General features: G+C 59.6%; 17 protein-coding genes, 1 tRNA gene and 1 pseudogene. 11 read left to right on the forward strand and 8 right to left on the reverse strand.

Going from position 1 to position 19818, the window contains the following annotated elements:
- Nucleotides 1-7: 7 nt before the first annotated feature.
- The 7 genes from ETW24_RS15730 (at nucleotide 8) to ETW24_RS15760 (ending at nucleotide 8890) form a co-directional block, all read left to right on the forward strand.
- Nucleotides 8-4888 (forward strand): DEAD/DEAH box helicase, encoded by a 4881-nt coding sequence (locus ETW24_RS15730; RefSeq protein ID WP_129371927.1) that lies wholly within the window; start codon nucleotides 8-10, stop codon nucleotides 4886-4888.
- A 169-nt stretch (nucleotides 4889-5057) separates the two neighbouring features.
- The gene (locus tag ETW24_RS15735) at nucleotides 5058-5501 is read left to right on the forward strand and encodes a hypothetical protein (RefSeq protein ID WP_129371928.1); all 444 of its coding nucleotides are present in this window, start codon (nucleotides 5058-5060) and stop codon (nucleotides 5499-5501) included.
- Between the two features lie 63 nt (nucleotides 5502-5564).
- Nucleotides 5565-6200 (forward strand): hypothetical protein, encoded by a 636-nt coding sequence (locus ETW24_RS15740; protein ID WP_129371929.1) that lies wholly within the window; start codon nucleotides 5565-5567, stop codon nucleotides 6198-6200.
- Complete coding sequence (locus tag ETW24_RS15745; protein ID WP_129371930.1) at nucleotides 6201-7016, forward strand: hypothetical protein; 816 nt, start codon at nucleotides 6201-6203, stop codon at nucleotides 7014-7016.
- A gap of 84 nt (nucleotides 7017-7100) precedes the next feature.
- On the forward strand, nucleotides 7101-7301 hold the full coding sequence (locus ETW24_RS15750; RefSeq protein ID WP_102804096.1) for a helix-turn-helix domain-containing protein: 201 nt from the start codon (nucleotides 7101-7103) through the stop codon (nucleotides 7299-7301).
- Nucleotides 7302-7307: 6 nt separating this feature from the next.
- Complete coding sequence (locus ETW24_RS15755; protein WP_129371931.1) at nucleotides 7308-7772, forward strand: helix-turn-helix domain-containing protein; 465 nt, start codon at nucleotides 7308-7310, stop codon at nucleotides 7770-7772.
- Nucleotides 7773-7867: 95 nt separating this feature from the next.
- Nucleotides 7868-8890, forward strand: coding sequence for a tyrosine-type recombinase/integrase (locus tag ETW24_RS15760; RefSeq protein WP_129371932.1), 1023 nt, complete (start codon nucleotides 7868-7870; stop codon nucleotides 8888-8890).
- A gap of 114 nt (nucleotides 8891-9004) precedes the next feature.
- Here the strand turns inward: ETW24_RS15760 and ETW24_RS15765 are convergent.
- Nucleotides 9005-9094 (reverse strand) — tRNA-Ser (locus ETW24_RS15765).
- 758 nt (nucleotides 9095-9852) lie between these two features.
- On the opposite strand from ETW24_RS15765, the pseudogene ETW24_RS15770 reads away from it, so the two are divergent.
- Nucleotides 9853-10866 (forward strand): annotated as a pseudogene (locus ETW24_RS15770) (tyrosine-type recombinase/integrase).
- A 96-nt stretch (nucleotides 10867-10962) separates the two neighbouring features.
- Here ETW24_RS15770 and ETW24_RS15775 read toward each other — a convergent pair.
- From ETW24_RS15775 to ETW24_RS15805, 7 genes are all read right to left on the reverse strand, one after another.
- Nucleotides 10963-11883: a nucleoside hydrolase gene (locus ETW24_RS15775; RefSeq protein ID WP_129371933.1), complete on the reverse strand. Its 921-nt coding sequence runs from the start codon at nucleotides 11881-11883 to the stop codon at nucleotides 10963-10965.
- 16 nt (nucleotides 11884-11899) lie between these two features.
- Nucleotides 11900-12577 (reverse strand): aminoacyl-tRNA hydrolase, encoded by a 678-nt coding sequence (pth, locus tag ETW24_RS15780; protein WP_129371934.1) that lies wholly within the window; start codon nucleotides 12575-12577, stop codon nucleotides 11900-11902.
- A gap of 75 nt (nucleotides 12578-12652) precedes the next feature.
- The gene (locus ETW24_RS15785) at nucleotides 12653-13894 is read right to left on the reverse strand and encodes an NAD(P)/FAD-dependent oxidoreductase (RefSeq protein ID WP_129371935.1); all 1242 of its coding nucleotides are present in this window, start codon (nucleotides 13892-13894) and stop codon (nucleotides 12653-12655) included.
- 137 nt (nucleotides 13895-14031) lie between these two features.
- Nucleotides 14032-14667: a 50S ribosomal protein L25/general stress protein Ctc gene (locus ETW24_RS15790; RefSeq protein WP_129371936.1), complete on the reverse strand. Its 636-nt coding sequence runs from the start codon at nucleotides 14665-14667 to the stop codon at nucleotides 14032-14034.
- A gap of 126 nt (nucleotides 14668-14793) precedes the next feature.
- On the reverse strand, nucleotides 14794-15960 hold the full coding sequence (locus ETW24_RS15795; protein WP_129371937.1) for an alpha-hydroxy acid oxidase: 1167 nt from the start codon (nucleotides 15958-15960) through the stop codon (nucleotides 14794-14796).
- 140 nt (nucleotides 15961-16100) lie between these two features.
- Nucleotides 16101-16892: a tryptophan synthase subunit alpha gene (trpA, locus tag ETW24_RS15800; protein ID WP_129371938.1), complete on the reverse strand. Its 792-nt coding sequence runs from the start codon at nucleotides 16890-16892 to the stop codon at nucleotides 16101-16103.
- A gap of 93 nt (nucleotides 16893-16985) precedes the next feature.
- Nucleotides 16986-17483, reverse strand: a complete 498-nt coding sequence (locus tag ETW24_RS15805) for an acyloxyacyl hydrolase (protein WP_129371939.1) — start codon at nucleotides 17481-17483, stop codon at nucleotides 16986-16988.
- A gap of 206 nt (nucleotides 17484-17689) precedes the next feature.
- Between ETW24_RS15805 and ychF the strand changes: the two genes are divergently transcribed.
- The 3 genes from ychF (at nucleotide 17690) to ETW24_RS15820 (ending at nucleotide 19813) form a co-directional block, all read left to right on the forward strand.
- Entirely contained in the window at nucleotides 17690-18787 is a 1098-nt protein-coding gene (ychF, locus tag ETW24_RS15810) for a redox-regulated ATPase YchF (protein ID WP_129371940.1), read from the forward strand.
- Between the two features lie 175 nt (nucleotides 18788-18962).
- Entirely contained in the window at nucleotides 18963-19340 is a 378-nt protein-coding gene (locus tag ETW24_RS15815; protein WP_129371941.1) for a DUF2237 family protein, read from the forward strand.
- 152 nt (nucleotides 19341-19492) lie between these two features.
- Nucleotides 19493-19813: an antibiotic biosynthesis monooxygenase family protein gene (locus ETW24_RS15820; protein ID WP_129371942.1), complete on the forward strand. Its 321-nt coding sequence runs from the start codon at nucleotides 19493-19495 to the stop codon at nucleotides 19811-19813.
- Nucleotides 19814-19818: the final 5 nt, after the last annotated feature.

The following is a 19818-nucleotide window of genomic DNA, read 5'->3' on the forward strand; positions in this document are numbered from 1 at the left end:
TCACGAGATGAAGATTGGTGAGATTCTAGACGGCTTCCGGGCCGCGTCGAGAAGTGAACGAGAAAAAGGTGATTACTTTGAGGACCTTGTTCGGCTCTTTTTAAAAAACGACAACACTCAAAAGCAATACTATTCAGAGGTTTGGCGGTTTTCCGACTGGGCCAGCCAAAACGGATGGAAGGGCAACGACACGGGGATCGACCTCGTTGCAGAACTATCAGACGGTTCTGGCTTTGCAGCTATTCAATGTAAGTTCTATGCACCAAATCACACAATCCAAAAACCCGATATTGATAGCTTCATCTCGGCGGCATCCAATGACACTTTTGCCCGCCTTGTAATCGTTGACACAACACTCAAGGATTTTGGCAAGAACGCAAACGATACGCTCAAAAATCTATCAAAGGATTGGAACCGCATCGGGATAAGCGATTTGGAAGCAAGCCCGATTGATTGGGCGCAATTCTTTAGAACTGGCAACATCTCGACCGGCCCCAAGAAAGAACTGCGAGAGCACCAACAAGAAGCGCTGGAAGCCGTCCAGAGCGGTCTTGAGGTGGCGGACCGTGGCAAGCTGATTATGGCGTGCGGCACGGGCAAAACTTTCACGGGACTAAGAATTGCAGAGACGCTTGCAGGTCGTGGCAAGCTGGTCTTGTTCATGGTTCCGTCGCTTGCCCTCATGGCTCAGACCGTGACCGAATGGAAGAATGATTGCCAAACAGACTTCACCGCTTTCTCTGCATGTTCTGATGCGAAGGTCGGGCAACGTAAAGACGCTGATAGTCTGGACCTGAACATTCACGACCTAGCGTTTCCCGCGACGACAGATGCAGCGAAACTTGCCAGCCAAGTGGCGAGCGCACCGAGTGAGCGCATGACTGTGGTATTCTCTACCTACCATTCAATTGACGTTCTGACCCGCGCCCAGCGCGACCACGGCCTTCCAGAATTTGATCTGGTGATCTGCGATGAAGCCCACCGGACTACGGGTGTTACGCTCAAGGATGAAGATGAAAGCACATTTGTGCGTATTCACGACAACGAGTTTGTGAAGGCAAACAAGCGCCTCTACATGACTGCGACGCCTCGCGTATTTGGTGATGGGGCGAAGCGCAAAGCGGATGATCATGATGCTGAATTGGCATCTATGGACGACCCCAAGAAGTTCGGCGAAGACCTGTTTCACCGTGGCTTTGGCTGGGCGGTTCAGAGCAATCTTTTGACCGACTACAAAGTTGTGGTTTTGGCGGTGGATGAGGGACTTATCTCAGACACAATCCAAAACCGCCTCAAGGAAGGCTCCGAACTCAAACTCGACGACGCCACCAAGATTATCGGGTGCTACAAGGCGCTCACCAAGGAGAACTTGGCGGCAGACTTGGAGTTTGACCCGAAGCCGATGAAACGCGCTTTGGTGTTTTGCCAGACAATCGCTAAGTCCAAAACCATTGAAAGCGAGTTCTCCAAGGTTATCGATGAATACACTGGCAGCGACCTGATCGAAGATCCGCACCATCTTGCCACCAGCGTCCGCCACATTGACGGCAGCGACAACGCCAGCAAACGCAAAGAAATGCTGGACTGGCTCAAGGCCGATACCCCCGAAGGCACAAGCCGCTTGCTCACCAATGCAAAGGTATTGTCCGAGGGTGTAGATGTGCCTGCCCTTGATGCGATCATGTTCATGCACCCGCGCAAAAGCCAGATCGACGTGGTGCAATCCGTTGGGCGTGTAATGCGACGCGCGGAAGGTAAAAAGATGGGGTATGTGATCCTGCCCATCGCTATACCGGCCAACACAACGCCCGAGCAGGCACTAAACGACAACGAGCGCTACAAGGTTGTTTGGCAAATCCTGAACGCCCTCAGGGCGCATGATGAGCGTCTGGACGCGCGCATCAATCAAGCCAAGCTGGGCGAGGATATTAGCGACAAGGTGGACTTTGTACGTATCTCCTCAGAGACCGAGTTGAAAGAACTCACCGCCGTTGTTGATGACATTAAAACCACCAAAACCAAGGCGGCAAGTGCTAAGGCCAATATCGGTGATGACGTCGCCACACGCTCAACACTCCCCCCTGAAGTTCAGGGCGAATTTGCCTTCGACGAATTCACCCGCGCCATCATGGCCAAGATCGTCGAGAAATGCGGCACCCGCGAATATTGGGATACCTGGGCCAAGGACATCGCCAAGATCGCCCAGACCCACATCACCCGCATCACCACCATCGTCGCCAAGGACGGGCCGGAACGCACCGCCTTCATGGCCTTCCTTGAGGAACTGCAAGACGACCTGAACCCCGAGATTTCCGAGGCAGAGGCCATCGAGATGCTGGCCCAGCACCTCATCACCAAGCCAGTCTTTGACGCACTATTCAAAGGCCACCGCTTCACCAAGGAAAACCCCGTCTCCCGCGCGATGGAGATCGTGCTGAGCCAGTTGCACGAACACAATCTGGAGAAAGAATCCGACAGCCTCGCCAAGTTCTACGCCAGCGTGGAACGCCGCGCGGCGGACGTGAAGACCGCGCAGGGCCGCCAGACTCTGATCACCGAGCTTTACGACAAATTCTTCCGCACCGCCTTCCCCGTGCTCACTGCGCGGCTTGGCATCGTCTATACGCCGGTCGAGGTGGTGGATTTCATCATCCACTCGGTCAATGACGTACTGAAATCGCAGTTCGGCCAAACTCTAGGCTCCAAGGGCGTGCATATCCTTGACCCCTTCACCGGCACGGGCACCTTCATCACCCGCCTGCTGCAATCCGGCCTGATCGCGCAGGACGAGTTGGAGCACAAATACAAGCAGGAGATTCACGCCAACGAGATCGTGCTTCTGGCCTACTATATTGCCGCCGTGAACATCGAGACGGTCTATCACGAACTGGCCTATGGCTCTCTGTCTAGCAACGCACCCTATGACCCGTTCGAGGGCATCCTGTTAACCGACACCTTCCAGATGTACGAGCAGGAACGCGACATGGTGGCGAACCTTCTGCCCGACAACTCGGAGCGCCGAACCAAGCAAAAGGCCTTGGATATCCGCGTGATCATCGGCAACCCGCCTTATTCGGCGGGGCAGAAAAGCGAAAACGACAACGCCAAGAATATTGAATATCCACAACTAGATGGTCGTATCCGCGACACCTATGCCGCTGCATCGAATGCGACGCTACAGAAAGCACTTTATGACAGCTATATCCGCGCTTTCCGTTGGGCGAGCGAGCGCATTGGAGATGCGGGCGTCATGGCATATGTGACTAATGCGGGCTGGATTGACGGAAACGCTGCTGATGGGATGCGCAAATGCCTCGCCGAAGAGTTCAGCGACCTCTACATCTTCCATTTGCGTGGCAATCAACGCACTTCTGGTGAGCTGTCACGAAAGGAAGGCGGAAAGATTTTCGGTTCGGGCAGTCGTGCGCCGATTGCAATTTCGGTGCTCGTAAAGAACCCCGATGCCACCACACACGGGCGCATCCATTTCCACGACATTGGCGACTATCTCGATCAGAAGCAGAAGCTTTCTATCATTCGGAACTTCGGCTCGGTTGATGGTGTTTCGAAAGCCAACGGCTGGAAAAACATCACGCCGGATGAAAACAATGACTGGCTGGATCAGGTGGATCGCAGCTTTGACAAGTTTCCGGTCCTCGGCGCAAAGCGTGGTGATGAACAAGGCCTTTTCGAGAACTATTCACAAGGCATCCTGAGTGCGCGAGACGCGTGGGCATATAACTACAGTCGCTCCAAGCTTTCTGAAAACATGCGACGCATGGTGGACTTCTACAATTCTGAGATCGCACGATATGAAGCTGCCGGACAGCCTGTCGATGTAAACAAATTTGTCAGCGATGATGGTCGCAAGATCAGCTGGACGGGAAATCTCAAGGCAGACTTAAGACGATCTAAAGCTCTTGAATTTGAAGCAGATGGCATTCGACCAGCAATCTATCGTCCGTTCCAGAGTCAGTGGCAATATTTTGATCGTCGCCTGAACGAACGTGTCTACCAAATGCCGCGAATCTTCCCAGATGTTGAGTCCCAGAACCTTGTTATCCACCTAACCGGCATCGGTGTGAAAACCGGTTTCTCGGCGCTGTTGGTGAATAAGCTGCCAAATTTTCACCATCATGACACTGGCCAGTGTTTCCCTCTCTACCTTTTTGAGGAAACCCAACCCGATGACGGTCTCTTCGCTGCAGCGGGAAATCAGGCCAGCGGCCTCACCCGCCGCGACGCAATCACTGACGAAGGCCTCGCGCAATTCCAAGCCGCCTATCCGGGGGAAGAGATCAGCAAGGAAGACCTGTTCTTTTACATCTACGGCCTGCTGCATTCGCCGGACTACCGCGAGCGATTCAAAAACAACCTCGCCAAACAGCTCCCCCGCATCCCGGCGGTCAAAAGCTTTGCCGATTTCGCCGCCTTCCGCGACGCAGGCCGCGCGCTGGGTGATCTGCATGTGAACTTTGAAAGCGTCGATCCTTATATGGTCACGTTCAAGGAAGGCGACCACGCCCTGATCAACGAAGCACAAGCCGACCCGGTGGCCTTCTATCGCGTGACCAAAATGAAGCACGGCGGCACCGCAAAAGCCCGCGACAAGTGCACCGTGATCTACAATGGCAACATCACCATGCAGAATATTCCCTTGGAGGCCTATGATTACGTGGTGAACGGGAAACCCGCCCTCGACTGGGTCATGGACCGCCAAGTGGTCAAACAGGACAAGGCTAGCGGAATCATCAACGATGCCAATGACTACGCCAATGAAACAGTCGGCGATCCGCGCTATCCGTTGGAATTGTTCCAACGGGTAATCACGGTGAGTTTGGAGACGATGAAGATCGTAGACGCCTTACCCGCGCTGGATATCGACTAAGTTGCCAGCGGAAATCTGAACGCCAACGCCTTGTCAGGAACCCCCGTGAACACCATATTGTGTATGACTTTTATTTTTAGGCACAGAATATATGGCATCATACAGTGGTTTTCTACGCAAAGCGCCCAGCGCGCGGTTAAAGACTTTTCTTGAGGTAACGGGCGTCGAAATGCCCGTGGATTTCGACTGGAACAGCGCTGGGCGAGGCAAGGCCTTTGTCGCTGATCTTAACGCGGTGATTGATGAGTTGCCCGACCGGCTGCAAGACCGCCTCAAGGCCGAACTGGATCATCTGGCCAGCCTGTCCAATGACGCGGTGATGATCAGCGCCGAACAGGTTTGCCCGGTGATGGGAATTGACCTCGAAGGCTCTGAGGGCGTGCAAGACGTGCTCTTGATGCTGGCGCTGGATCATCCCCAAGCCTTTGAGCGGGTTGCGGTGCAGGCCTCATTAAACCGGCGCACAGGCGGCAGGAACTGGTCGGCTTTCCAGTTTGACGACGATGGAACGGCTTGGGCCTTGGAGGATGACGCGGCGCGCGCGGCTTTTGTGGGCGAGGCGATAGAGATTTTAAACCTGCCAGCACACCGCAAACGCGAGGCGGATTGGTAGCAGGCGGTTCGTATTCACCCCATCACGGGTGAAGAAACCGAGATTGTTCAGGCCACAATCTATGTGGAAGACCGCGCCGCAAGTGAACTGACCTTTGGCGCTTCCGAAGGCTTGGAGCGGCAAGTGTTTCAGCGGGTCTTAGAGGTGGGTATTGCCTGCAACCCTGCCGAACGCATTGTCGAGATTTGCGCCGCAGGTGGAAAAAAGGTCCGTGATGAATATGCACAGGCCTTTTCAAAGCACTTCGCGCCGGGGTCTGACCCGCCGGTCGAAGCCCCGCGCCGAGATGTGTTGCTTCACACGTTGCGATCCCAACCTGCGTTTCCGGTTGAACCGGCGGATGGTTTCGAACGCGTCGAGGTGTCGTCACTTGACTTTTTCTCAACCGGCGGCGGCTTTACCCGCTTTGAGAAACGCGGTGATGGCGAAACGATCTATCAATTCCTCGACCGACGCTTTGGGCAGGTTTCTCCGCTCAAGGCCGGTGGATGGCAGATCGTCTCTGCCACGCTGCGGATTGTCATAGCGGCGCAAGATGGCAAGCGCCGCCGCACGCTGACCGTGACCTTGCGCAGTCCGAATACCACGACGATCCCCAACAAGACGGAAGCAGACCGCCAATTGGTGCTCAAGCTGTTGGAGCGGTGGAACCTGATTGCGCCCCCGTCGCCTGAAATTGATGTGATCGAGGACGACTGATTGAACGCGGTTTCCTTGCTCTGCGACATCATAGGGCAGGCCGGGAAGGTCGCTGCGCGGGCCTATCGCGATGATGCAAGATTTGGCGCATTGCTTGATGCAGGTTTGCTCGAAGACGATGGCTTGGTGCAGTCGGTGCTTTGTGAGAACTGCGATTTGCCGCACGACGCCGAGATCAAATTCGAGTTCGGGTCATATGGCCATTTTTGCCCCGACCTAGGCCTTGTTCCCGTTGAGCGTGCGGACCTTGTTGCCGTCCGTCCCAACCTTGCCGCGCTGGTGGAACACCTACACGCCGCCTTCGAGTGTCCGCCGGGCGGCATATCGCAACTCGGACCGCAGACATGGCGCGTCGGGCTGGTGGATACACCCGGCGGACGTGCGGTGGTTTACTTCCATACCCGCCTTCGAACTGACGATGATCTGGTCAGCCTTGGCAACGCCCTGCGCGCTGAAATCCGGCGCGACTACGCCCTTGTCGTCACCGCCGCTGGCCATTTGCCGTTTCGTGACGCCGCAACCTACACCCTCGCTACGATGGTGCAGATGGCCTTAGGGGCTGCGTGCCTAAGGAAGATTGTGAGCGTGGCCGAAGCCGTCGGCGCGCCGCCAAGGCCGACCGGCGGGCGACCCAGCGTCTACCGCGAGCGCTTTCACGAATTGCTTGCAGAACGCGCTGCGCAGGTTGTGGCAGAGAAGGGGCGAAACGAAGAGGCCAAGGCCGTTTTGTTGGAATATCGGAGGCTTTACCCAAATGAGGCCGCCCCCAGTCTGTCTACGGTAAAGGCCTATGTTTCGGAATTTCGGGGTGGATGAAAACTGGATGGAAACCCAAGCCCTGTTTTGATCCACCCAACGTCCGCGACGGTTCACCCATCTTCAAATGATGGAGTTTGAACCATGACAGACCTGAACGAACCAACCCCGAAACATGCCCCTATCGCTGTATCCCCGGACGAAGCGGCGCGCCTTGCGGGCATCGGGCGCACGACGCTTTACGCGGCATTGGCCAAAGGCGATCTGCCCAGCATCAAGATCGGCACGCGGCGGCTGGTCCGGGTGGACGCTATCCGCGAATGGCTGGCTCGGCATGAGGCGTAAGACCAGATGCCCAAGTCAGCCAAACTCAGCGGTATCAAATCGCTGCGCTGCTACACGATCCCAGAGGCGGCGGGTGTCACCGGCGTCTCTGACCGCACCATCCGGGCGTGGATCAAGCAAGGCCTGACGGCCATGACGGATGAGCGACCAACACTGGTGCGTGGTGACGCGCTTATCAGCTACATCCAACGCCAGAGACAGGGGCGAAAATCGCGCCTGTCGCCTGACGAGTTCTATTGCCTGAAATGCCGCGCAGCGCGGAAACCGGCGGGCGGGCTGGTCGATTGCGAGACGGATGGCACCCGCGCAAAACTCTCCGCGATCTGCGAGACCTGCGAAACGATCATGCACAAGCCAATTCCGCCTGGCAGCGTGCCGACCCTCGCCAAAACCTTCGATGTGACGTTGCGCGGGGAACCTTCCCAAAAGGCCAACGACGCTTCCGAAACAACCGCCCGGAATCGACATTAAAGAGGCGGACAGATGCCCCCCTGATCTTCCACTTCCAGCCTGCCGCGATTGGCAGGGGTTTTGACAGGCAAAACTAAAGCAAATCGGAGGCTCTTATGACCACCCAACTCAACGAGAAAAACGAGCGAACCAAGCGAGAGTTCCTGACTTTTCGCAAGCACGCCAAGCAGGTTTCGGAGAAGACCCTGGATCGTGAGATTGCCCATCTTGAACGCTTCGACGTTTGGAACAGACGCAAAGATTTCGCCAAGTTCCACATTGACTGGGCCGTGGGCTTTCGCGAGCACCTCGATCACGCAAAGGGCGCGAACGGCAAACCCCTCGCCAAATCTACGACCCGCGCGATCATGGCCACGATGCGTGAGTTCACCCTTTGGCTGTCTCAGCAAGACGGGTTCCGACGCAGGATCAAGGCCGCCGACGCCAGCTATTTCCAGCTTTCTCGACGCGATGAAGCCGAAGCCCGCGCCGCCCCTGAGCGGCCCGCGCCCAGCATTCGCCAAGCCAAGCGAGCCTTGGCGATGATGCCCAGCGAGACCCCGCGCCAGATGCGCGACAAGGCGATCTTCGCGCTGCTGTGCCTGACCGGCATCCGCGTCGAGGCGCTGACCTCGCTCAAGATCAAGCATCTGGACTTGGACGAAAAATCCGTCACCCAAAACCCACGTGAGGTGGCCACCAAGTTCGGCAAGCGAATCGACACGTTCTTCGCCAAGGACTTCGCTGAGGCCGAAGCCCCGCTGCGGGACTGGACGACCTATCTCGACGAGGTGGCGCTCTACAGCCCGGATGATCCGTTGTTTCCGGCCACGGCCCTGACGGCGCAGTCCAACAAGGGGTTCACAGCCTGCGGGTTCACCCGCGCGCATTGGAAGACTACCGAACCTGTCCGCAAGATCGTCAACACCGCTTTCGAGGCGGCTGGCCTGCCTGCCTTTGGTCCACACGCCTTTCGGCACATGCTGGCCCGACACGCGGCGAAAAACAGCAAAACCGTGGCCGAGTTCATCGCCAACGCGCAAAACCTTGGCCACTCGGACCCTTTGACCACCTTACGCAGCTATGGTCAAATCAGTCGCGACGATCAACGACGCCTGATCACCGGTGAAAGCGAGTGACAGGCGGTGTGCTTCGGCTAGAGCAAGTAAATGCCAAGTGTGGGAACAAGTGTGGGAACGAAAACCTGAAAGCCAAGAATAATGATTGCAAATCAGGGACTTGCGAAGGTTGGGTGGCGGAGACGAAGGGATTCGAACCCTCGAGACCCTTCCGGGCCTACTCCCTTAGCAGGGGAGCGCCTTCGACCACTCGGCCACGTCTCCGCTGACCCGTATATTTGCCAGAGCTTAGAGAAACAAGGCGTTTTTTCAAATTTTTACTGTGTCAGAAGAACAGGGAGATTCCCCCTGTTTTCCGGGAACTTTTACGGAACTGCACGTGATTCACGTGCAAAATCCGCGCAGGAATGTTCACATAATGTTCACGGCAACCGGCCTGGAATTGATTCCCCCGCTCCAGCCGTAATGAGGCCGCAAAGGCGAGTGCTGCCATGCAGTCATGGATGAAGGGCTCGCGATCCTAGACGCCGCGTTGATGGGCATCGGCGAGCGCGGTGATCTCATCACGCTTCACCTCGGCTGTTTTACCACATGCAAGAACGGATGCTGTTTTCGCTTTGAGGCGGCGTGAAATCTTACGCCGCTGCAGCAAATTCGGTCTGGGCTTACTGCCGCCATGCGGCGGCACAGCACCGAGAAACCAGTGCCAACCTTCCCCAGGCCAACTGTGATCTGCTCAATCCAGCCCGAGGCGGCCATAGACCGAAGACCCTGGGCCAACGATGCTGCGCGTGCGAAACTTCCGGGTCACTTCCCCGCAAGCGCCCCCTCGGCAGGGCTAAACTGCCTCATATGATGCTGCGGGACGCACCGGGGGCAGCGGAGCGCAGGAGGACTAAGCCGCTCCTCGGCATTGGCGCTCATGGCCACGGGCGTGCGCCGCCCAAAACGAGGCACATTTGGCTGGCTTAGCAAACTGCCTGACGAATGGGGCCTTCTCAATCATCAGACAGGAGGCTCCCATGACAAAGGAGAGAGTGACCCGGCTGCGCCAGCGGATGATCAAAGACATGAACATCCGCTGGCGGAGAAGACCCAAAGGGCCCATATCCGTAACGTGAAGCACTTCGCGGCCTTTCTTGGCCGATCACCCGATACGGGGACACCCGAGGAGCTGCGGTCGTATCAGTTGAAGATGACTGAAGACGGGGTATCAGCCAGCACCTTCTATGTTCGGATCATTTCCTTGCGGTTCTTCTTCGGTGTGACCTGCGGGCGCGAGGAGAGTGACGGAAGTATAGAAAATGATCCGGGGGATCATTTTCCCGCCGAACGCGCTTCATGCAGTTCCACCGCAAGCCCCGCAAACTGCACGTGGTGCTCTGCGTCGAGGAGGTGGCCGACCTGTTGGCCGCGGTTCCCGGCCCCGGGCTCAAGTATCGTGCCGCCCTTGGCATCAGCTACGGAGCCGGTCTGCGCGCCTCCGAGGTATGCAACCTCAAGCTCACGGACATCGCCAGCGACCGTATGCTGATCCATGTCGATGATGGAAAGGGCCGGCAGGATCGTGGGGCGATGCTGTCGCCCAACCTGCTTGCGTTGCTGCGCGACTACTGGCGCGAGTCCCGTCAGGAGGGATGGCTCTTTCCGGGAAAGCCGAAGATCAATCCACTGTCACCACGACAGTTGAACCGGGCGTTCACTTCGGCCAAGCACATGGCGGGCATCAATAAGGCGGCAACGCTTCACACGCTCCGCCACAGCTTTGCGACGCATCTGCTGGAGGCCAACACCCCCTCTCGGCAGCATCCTGAGGATGCGCCTGCCGGGCAGCGGATGTCCGGGTCATCCAGGTGTTGCTCGGCCATGCCAAGCTGAGCACCACGGCACGCTACACGCAGTTAGCCACAAAGACGATCTGCAGCACAGTCAGGCGAAGACGGTTGCTGAAGGCTTCGATACAGGCATTGTCCGCAGGTCTTCCTGGGCGAGAGAAATCCCAGCTCGGCCTTGTTCAGGTATCCGCTCATCTCTAAATCGTTTCTTCGGCATCGGTACATTCCCTCTCCTGCCAGAAATGTACCCAAAAGTCCGCTCACACTCCGGACCGGTTTCACGGGTCCGGTCCCGGCCTAGGGCAACAGCGCCAGGCGCCGCAGAAACAGTGATTTCACCGCATCCGCCTCCACCGTCATGCAGACCTTGACTGGCGCCCGTCCGCTGTCCGGTGCTGCCAGGGTCGCGCCGGAGGTTTCGCCCTCGCAGGACACCTCAAGCGGCACGTCGCGCATTGCGAACAGGTCCGGATGGGTGCAGGCAATCACCGCCGCCGGGTCGTGCAGCGAACAGCCGTTGAGGCCCGCAACCTCCCTGTAGAACTTGATATAGAAATGCGACATCTGCTGCAGCATACCGCCCAGGTCCGGAGATTTGGCGGCGATGGCGGCAAAATCCTCCGGCCGGCACAGGATCCGGTGGGTAACATCCAGACCCACAAAGACCACCTTGGCGCCGCCCTGGCAGACCACGTCCGCCGCATGCGGGTCGTGATAGATATTGGCCTCGGCGTGGGGCGTGATATTGCCGCCCTCTTCCAGCGAACCGCCCATCACCACGATGGATTTGACGTTCCCGATGAACTCCGGATCGCGCTGCATTGCCAGCGCAATGTTCGTCAGCGGTCCGATCGGGCAGACCACCAGTTCGCCCTTGTGCTCACGCGCCATGCGGCACAGGAAATCCGCAGCCTCCTCGTTCAGCGCCCGGCCCTTTGGCTCGGCGGCGGGGATATCGCCAAAGCCCTCCTCGCCATGCACATAGGCCGAGGGTTTGAACGGCGGCAGCACCAGCGGCGTGGCGGCGCCGCCGGCCACCGGCACATCCAGCCCGGCGGCCTCCAGCAGGCGCAGTGCATTGCGGGTGGCAGTGGCCGTCGTGACATTGCCAAAGATCGTGGTCAGCCCCAGCAGATCAATATCCGGCGCCGCGGCAGCATAAAAGATCGCCATCGCATCGTCGATGCCCGGATCGGTGTCGATAATCAGTTTCACCATCTGTTTGCCTCCCGGCTTACTTGAACTTGTCCATCAGCTTTTCCATCGCTGAGCGGGTGTCGGGCGCAGGCTCCTCCCGGGAGGGCTTTTCCGCCTCCGCCTTGGGCTTGGTGGTTGAGCTGCGCGGCGGCGCCACGCGCAGCGCAACTGTTTTCATGAACTTGCCACCGTCGCCCCTGGCCAGGTCCGCCGCGCCGTCCGAGATGCCGCGCATCACGTCGTCCAGCCAGCCCTCATCCGCTTTGGGGAAGTCACGCAGCACATAGCCCGCCACCGCGTCCTTGTGGCCCGGATGGCCAATCCCCAGCCGCACCCGCGCATATTCCGCGCCGATATGGGAATGGATCGAGCGCAGACCGTTGTGGCCGGCATGACCGCCGCCCTGTTTCATGCGCGCCTTGCCCGGCGCCAGGTCCAGCTCGTCATGCAGCACAACCACATCGGCAGGCGTCAGCTTGTAAAACCGCATCGCCTCGCCCACCGACTGGCCAGAGAGGTTCATGAAGGTTTGCGGCTTCAAGAGCAGCACTTTTTCGCCACCCAGATTGCCCTCGCAGATCAGCGCCTGGAACTTGGACTTCCAGGGGGTGAACCGGTGATCGCCGGCAATATTGTCCAGCGCCATAAACCCGATGTTGTGGCGGTTGCGCTCGTATTTCGGGCCGGGATTGCCAAGGCCGACAAAGAGTTTCATAGGCGGAGCTCAATCTGCGTTTCAAGGAAGCCGATTGATGCCCTATTTGGGCTGCGGAATCCAGTGCCGCCGGCTTCAGGCATAGGACCGGTCTGCCGCAAAGGGCGCCAGATCCACATTGGGCTGCCGCCCCTCCGCCAGATCGGCAATCAGCCGCCCGGTGATACCGCCCAGGGTCAGGCCGATGTGCTGATGGCCAAAGGCATACAGCACCCGCTCCGACTGCGGGCTGCGGCCAATCACCGGCAGCGAGTCGGGCATCGTCGGGCGGTAGCCCAGCCACTCGCTGTCCGGTTCCGGCAATGCGCCCAGCATCTCTGCGCCCTTGCGGGCGATATAGGCCAGGCGGCGCTTGTTCGCAGGGGCGTCCAGCGCGGCGATCTCCACCGTTCCTGTCAGCCGCAAACCGTTCGCGTGCGGCACCGCGTAAAACCCGGCCTCGTCCCAGCCGACGGGCCGGGTCACCCGGTGCGCCTCGTCCCTGAACATCACATGATAGCCGCGCTCGGTGCCAAGCGGCAGTTTCTGCGTGCCCGTGCCCTCGATCCGGCGGGAGAAGGCGCCGCAGGCAATCACCGCATGTCCAGCGGTGAGGCTCTGCCCCTCTGCCTGCAACTCCACCCCGCAGGCTGAGGGCCTCACGGCCTCAACCGCCGCCGTCAATGTTGAACCGCCCAGCTCAGTGAAGGCCCGGTGCATCCGGGTGATGAATTCCTGCGGATCACGCAAGTGCCGTGCGGCGTGAAAATGCACCGCGCGTTTGACTGGCAGATGCAGGCCCGGCTCCATCTCAAGCGCTTCATCCGGTCCGACCTCGCGCCAGGGCACGCCCAGCGCCCGGCGGCGCTCCAGCCCTGCTGTGGCGGCCTTCCCGGCCTTCCCGGTGGACCAGACCGACAGCTGGCCGCGCGCCACCACCAGATCGCCGGCGCCTGCGGCCTCGATCAGCGGGTTTATTCCGGCATCGGCATGAGACAGCAGATCCGCCAGATGGCCCGCTATCCGGTGCGAAGGTGCGGCGCGGCAATTGGCCAGAAACGACAGCATCCAGCGCGGATTGCGCAGCGCATGGGCATAAGACAGCGACAGCGGGCTGTCCCTGGAGAACATCAGGCCGGGCAGCGAGGTCAGCACCGACGGGTCATTCACCGGCAGGCAGGCATAGGTCGCCAGGGTGCAGGCATTGCCGTAACTGGTGCCGGATCCGGGCGGCTCCGGGTCCATCAGCAGCACCCTGTGCCCGCGCATCTGCGCCCACAGCGCGCAGCTCATCCCCACCGCGCCTGCGCCCGCTATGGCAATGTCAAAATCCGCCATGCCCGTCCCTCCCCTGTCCTCAGGCGGAAATGGGGCAGCGGCGCAGGGAAAAGTCAATCACTCGCCTGCAGGACCGGCAAACAAAAACGGGCCCCCGCAAAGGGAGCCCGCCAACCTAACCCCAATGGGCGCGGATCTTATTCTTCGGCAGCCACTGCTTCGGCTTCGCCTTCTTCGCCTTCTTCGTCATCCGATGCGGTCAGGCCGCCCGGGGATGCGATGTTGGCGATCACGAAGTCGCGGTCGATGGTCGGCTTGGCGCCGGCCGGCAGTTCGATCGACGAGATGGTGACAACGTCGCCGATGTTCAGGCCTGCCAGATCGACAACCAGCTTCTCGGGGATGTCTCCGGCGGTCACGACCAGCTCAACCTCGGGGCGGGTCACGTTCAGCATGCCGCCTTTTTTGACGCCGGGTGCTTCGTCCTCGTTGATGAACTCAACCGGGATGTACAGGTTGACTTTCGAGGTGCGGCGCAGACGCATCAGGTCGAGGTGGGTCGGCAGGTCCTTCACCACATCACGCTGAACGTCGCGGCAGATCACGCGCACGTCGTCCTGGCCTTCCACTTTCAGGTTCCACAGAGTGGACTTGAACTGGCCGGCTTTCAGCTTTTTCAGCAGAACGTTGAACGGGATCTGGATCGCAACGGGATCCACGTCACCACCGTAAACAACGCCCGGTACCATGCCTGCGCGGCGCGCAGCGCGAGCGGCGCCCTTGCCCGTCCCCGCACGTACTTCGGCGACGAGATCAGGAATCTCTTTTGCCATGTCAATTCTCCAATGTATCTAGGGCGGAGTGCCTCCAAGGCTGTCACCCCGCGTGAAGCCGTGCCTATAGACCGCTTGCGGCAATTTGGGAAGGGGCAAAGCCCCCCGCCCGGTTCCGGGGCCGCGTTATTCCTGCCAGCGCCCGCCGAAATCCTGCGGCACCAGCAGATTATGGCGCCCCAAGCCGTCAACCGAACGTTCGCCGCACAGTGCCATGGTGGTGTCCAGCTCCTTGCGAATCACCTCCAGCGCCTCGGCAACACCCTTTTGGCCCCTTGCCCCCAGGCCGTAAACAAAGGCGCGCCCGATCATGGTGCCGGTGGCGCCCAGCGCCAGTGCCTTCAGCACGTCCTGGCCAGAGCGGATGCCGCTGTCCAGATGCACCTCGACGTCACTGCCCACAGCATCCATGATTTCCGGCAGCATCCTGATCGAACTCAGCGCGCCGTCCAGCTGCCGCCCGCCGTGGTTCGAAACGACGATGGCATCGGCGCCCAGTTTGGCGGCCATCCTCGCGTCCTCAGCGTCAAGGACCCCCTTCAGGATCACCTTGCCGCCCCACATTTCCATCAGCAGTTCGACCTTGCCCCAGTCCAGCGCCGGGTCGAACTGCTCGGCCGTCCAGGCGCCCAGCTGCGAGGTGTCCGAAACGCTGTGCACATGGCCGACGATATTGCCGAAGTTGCGCCGCTTGGCACCCAGCATCTGCAACCCCCAGGTCCATTTCGTCATCAGGTTGGCGATGGTCGCGGGGGTCAGCTTGGGCGGCGCCGACAGCCCGTTCTTCAGATCCTTATGGCGCTGGCCCAGGATCTGCAGATCCAGCGTGATCACCAGCGCCGAGCATTTGGCATCCTTGGCCCGCTGGATCAGGCGGCGGATATAGTCCTCGTCCTTCATCGTGTAGAGCTGGAACCAGAATGGCTTGGAGGTCGCTTCCGCCACTTCCTCGATCGAATTGATCGACATGGTGGACAGGGTGAACGGCACCCCGAACGCCTCGGCGGCCCGCGCCGCCTTGATCTCGCCATCGGCGTGCTGCATCCCCATCAGCCCCACCGGTGCCAGCGCCACCGGCATCGCCACATCCTGACCGATCATTTGGGCCGCGGTTGTCCGCCCCGTCATATCCACCGCCACCCGCTGGCGCAGGCGGATCTGCTCGAAGTCCGTGGTATTCTCGCGGAAGGTCTGTTCGGTCCAGCTGCCGCTTTCGGCATAGTCGAAAAACATCCGCGGCACACGGCGTTCATAGATGCGCTTCAGGTCGTTGATATTTGTGATCACCGGCACCGGACTCTCTCCCGCTTTCATTTGGTAAGGTTTTCTTACCAATTCATCAAAGCAAAGGCAACGCCGCGATTGCCGCACCCCGGAAACGCAAAAACCGCACCCGAGGGTGCGGTTTTTACAGTCAATTTGCGCTTTGAAACTCAGCCCTTATGGGCGCCATCCGCCAGCGATTTCACAAATGCCAGCACCTCATCCGGCGACTTGCCTGCGCCGATCTGGCTGACAATGGCGCTGCCCACCACGGCGCCGTCCGAGATTGAGGCGATGTTCTGCGCCTTCAAGGGCGTGTTGATGCCAAAGCCCACGATAATCGGCAGATCGGTGGCCGCCTTGATGCGGGCAACCTCGGGGCCGACGTCGGTGGCCTCGGCCTCTGCCGCGCCGGTGATGCCGGTGATCGAGACGTAATAGACAAAGCCCGAAGTGTTCTGCAGCACCTTGGGCAGGCGCGCATCATCGGTGGTCGGGGTGGCCAGGCGGATAAAGTTCAGCCCCGCTTTTTGCGCCGGGATGCAAAGCTCGTCATCTTCTTCCGGCGGCAGGTCCACCACGATCAGACCGTCAATGCCGGCCGCCTTGGCGTCCTCCAGGAAGGTATCGACGCCACGGTTATAAATCGGGTTGTAATAGCCCATCAGCACGATCGGGGTGGTGTCGTCGGTTTTGCGGAAATCTGCCGCCAGCTGCAGCGTCTTCTCCAGCGTCATACCGCCGTCCAGCGCGCGTTGGCCTGCCAGCTGGATGGTCTGCCCGTCAGCCATCGGATCGGTGAACGGCAGGCCCAGCTCAATAATGTCCACACCGGCGCCCGGCAGCCCTTTGACCACTTCCAGCGAGGTGTCATAGTCGGGGTCGCCCGCCATCACATAGGTGACAAAGGCTTTCTTTCCGGCGGCTTTCAGGTCGGCGAATTTGGCATCAATGCGGGTCATGGGCGGGCCTTTTATTCAGGTTTCCGCCATGGTGTGCCGAATGTTGCGCGGGAAATCAATCCCGGGCCGCGCGCAGGCCCGGGAATGCACTTGTTAGCGGTTCAGCGGAATATGCCAGCGCAGCGTCAGCGAATTCACGCCCGGGTTCTGATCCGCGGTCGAGGCGTTGGATTTGTGGCTAAGCGCCAGCGACACCGCCTTGCCATTGTGAAACCGCTTGCCAACCGCCAGCAGGCTGCGGATTTCAAAGGTGGAGCCCAGATCATTGCCCAGTGAGCTTTCGTGATAAGCGCCCGGCATCACGCTGGTCTCAATGAACCAGTTGTTGTTCAGGTCAACCACGCCGCTGATGCCGACGCCGGCAAATACATCGCCGGTCTCCTGTACCTCCAGCGCGGCGCCGAACCGCGCCGACAGCAGCCGCCCCTCGTGGAACGGCGCGTGCAGATACTCCACCGCAAACAGCGCGCTGTCTTCGGAACCCGCACGGGAGTAATTGGAATAGCCCAGCCCCAGCGTCATTTCCTGGGCGGCAGCAGGCATGGCTGCAGCAGCACAAAACGCGGCCGCCAGCAAAGCTGTCTGTTTCATTTCTAGCCCCTCGCAGAATTATTTTCTTTGCACCAAGATATTTTAATTTGCTGCTTTTCCTAGCCACCTCACGAAAAAGCAATATGAGGGTTCACTGTGTGGCCCCGCACAGAGAGCGATTGTGGCACATATGCCAGCCATCCTTGCCTTGCGTGCAGGCCCAAAGCTACCTAGAAGCAGCTCCCAAGTGGTATCAGGAGGCCGGTATGGGCTTTAAGATGGGAATCGTCGGCCTGCCCAACGTGGGTAAATCGACGCTGTTCAATGCGCTCACCAAAACCGCCTCGGCGCAGGCGGCCAATTTTCCGTTCTGCACGATTGAACCCAATGTGGGTGAGGTCGGCGTGCCGGACGCGCGTCTGGACAAGCTGGCGGCAATCGCCGGCTCCAAGCAGATCATCCCGACCCGGATGACATTTGTCGACATCGCCGGCCTGGTCAAAGGCGCGTCGCAGGGCGAAGGCCTGGGCAACCAGTTCCTGGCCAACATCCGTGAAACCGACGCAATTGCCCATGTGCTGCGCTGTTTTGAAGACGGCGACGTGACCCATGTGGAGGGCCGCGTCGACCCCGTCGCGGACGCCGAGGTGATCGAGACAGAGCTGATGCTGTCGGACCTTGAAAGCATCGAAAAGCGCCGCGCCAATCTGGTTCGCAAGCTGAAGGGCAACGACAAGGAGGCTTTGCAGCAGGACCGGCTGCTGGCCGCCGCGCAAGCGATGCTGGAAGACGGCAAGCCCGCCCGCCTGGTCGAGGTTGACGCCGATGACGCCAAGGCCTGGAAGATGCTGCAGCTTTTGACCACCAAGCCGGTGCTCTATGTCTGCAACGTGGGCGAGTCGGAATCGGTCGAAGGCAACGCGCATTCCGCCAAAGTGGCCGAAATGGCCGCGGCGCAGGGCAATTCCCATGTGATCATCTCGGCCCAGATCGAGGAAGAAATCAGCCAGCTGGACGCCGACGAAGCCCAGATGTTCCTGGAGGAAATGGGCCTGGCCGAGGCCGGTCTCGACCGATTGATCCGCGCAGGTTATGAGCTGCTGCACCTGGAGACGTATTTCACTGTCGGCCCCAAGGAAGCCCGCGCCTGGACCATCCGCACCGGCACCGCAGCGCCGCAAGCGGCCGGCGTGATCCATGGCGATTTCGAGAAGGGTTTCATCCGCGCCGAGACCATCGCCTATGACGAATTCATCGCCTGCAATGGCGAGCAAGGCGCCAAGGAAGCCGGCAAGATGCGGGCGGAAGGCAAAAGCTATGTCGTCAAAGACGGCGATGTTCTGCACTTCCTGTTCAGTAAGTAACCCGGGGATTGCAGCCTGATTTTCAACCGCCCGCCAGGCAGCCCCTGGCGGGCGGTTTGCGTTTTGCAGCCAGTTGCGGCAATCCTGTGTAAACCTGGCATTTCAAGCCGGAACCTACGGGACCGGCGGCGCAAACGCGCTATCCTTAACCCTGAACGCGCCAAGGACGGGCCTCATGAAAAAAGACGACAGCATCAATGTTCTGGGCGGCCCGCTGGCGCCTTGCTCCACTGCGCCGGTGACCGGATTTTTCCGCGATGGGCATTGCAACACCTGCGCCGAGGATCAGGGCAGCCATACAGTTTGCGTGGTGATGACCGCGGAATTCCTGGCGTTCAGCAAATACGTCGGCAATGACCTGTCGACCCCGCGGGCCGAGTTCGGCTTTGCCGGCCTGCAGCCCGGCGACCGCTGGTGCCTGTGCGCGGCCCGGTTCCTGCAGGCAGCGGATGAGGGCTGCGCCCCCAAGGTGCATCTTGAGGCCACCCATCAGCGAGCACTCGAGATTGTGCCGCTCAGCATTCTGCAAAGCTATGCCGCCGATCCGGCCTGAACCGGCCCGGCTTGCTGGATTGACCTGCCCGATTGCCCTCCCGGATTGACCGGCAGCGGGAAATACCGTTATTGCATCGTCAAGCCAGCCCGCCGGACCCTCGCCTGCGCCAGCCTCCCTGCATTTCACCACACCGACAAGGAGGCTCCTGCATGAGCTACATCGCCATGAACCGCTTCAAGATCCGCCCGGGCCGCGAAGCCGATTTTGAGACCATCTGGAAACAGCGGGAAAGCCGCTTGAAAGAGCTGAAGGGGTTCCGCGAATTCCGTCTGCTGAAAGGCCCGGAAGGCAAGGATCACCTTCTCTATTCCAGCCATGTGATCTGGGACAGCCGCGAAGATTTTGAGGCCTGGACCAAATCCGAACAGTTCCGCGCTGCGCACCGCGATGCAGGCAAGCGCGAAGGCGAAAGCCCGATCCTGGGGCATCCGCAGTTCGAAGGCTTCGAAACCGTCCTGCATGAGGCCTGAGCTAA

Origin of the sequence: Leisingera sp. NJS204, from assembly GCF_004123675.1 — a bacterium.
In the GTDB taxonomy this organism is placed as follows: domain Bacteria; phylum Pseudomonadota; class Alphaproteobacteria; order Rhodobacterales; family Rhodobacteraceae; genus Leisingera.

Coding starts and splice junctions, on each gene's coding strand:
- ETW24_RS15730 (WP_129371927.1), top strand. CDS start 8: ATGAAGATTGGTGAGATTCTAGACGGCTTCCGGGCCGCGTCGAGAAGT.
- ETW24_RS15735 (WP_129371928.1), top strand. CDS start 5,058: ATGCCCGTGGATTTCGACTGGAACAGCGCTGGGCGAGGCAAGGCCTTT.
- ETW24_RS15750 (WP_102804096.1), top strand. CDS start 7,101: ATGACAGACCTGAACGAACCAACCCCGAAACATGCCCCTATCGCTGTA.
- ETW24_RS15755 (WP_129371931.1), top strand. CDS start 7,308: ATGCCCAAGTCAGCCAAACTCAGCGGTATCAAATCGCTGCGCTGCTAC.
- ETW24_RS15760 (WP_129371932.1), top strand. CDS start 7,868: ATGACCACCCAACTCAACGAGAAAAACGAGCGAACCAAGCGAGAGTTC.
- ETW24_RS15775 (WP_129371933.1), bottom strand. CDS start 11,883: ATGGTGAAACTGATTATCGACACCGATCCGGGCATCGACGATGCGATG.
- pth (WP_129371934.1), bottom strand. CDS start 12,577: ATGAAACTCTTTGTCGGCCTTGGCAATCCCGGCCCGAAATACGAGCGC.
- ETW24_RS15785 (WP_129371935.1), bottom strand. CDS start 13,894: ATGGCGGATTTTGACATTGCCATAGCGGGCGCAGGCGCGGTGGGGATG.
- ETW24_RS15790 (WP_129371936.1), bottom strand. CDS start 14,667: ATGGCAAAAGAGATTCCTGATCTCGTCGCCGAAGTACGTGCGGGGACG.
- trpA (WP_129371938.1), bottom strand. CDS start 16,892: ATGACCCGCATTGATGCCAAATTCGCCGACCTGAAAGCCGCCGGAAAG.
- ETW24_RS15805 (WP_129371939.1), bottom strand. CDS start 17,483: ATGAAACAGACAGCTTTGCTGGCGGCCGCGTTTTGTGCTGCTGCAGCC.
- ychF (WP_129371940.1), top strand. CDS start 17,690: ATGGGCTTTAAGATGGGAATCGTCGGCCTGCCCAACGTGGGTAAATCG.
- ETW24_RS15815 (WP_129371941.1), top strand. CDS start 18,963: ATGAAAAAAGACGACAGCATCAATGTTCTGGGCGGCCCGCTGGCGCCT.
- ETW24_RS15820 (WP_129371942.1), top strand. CDS start 19,493: ATGAGCTACATCGCCATGAACCGCTTCAAGATCCGCCCGGGCCGCGAA.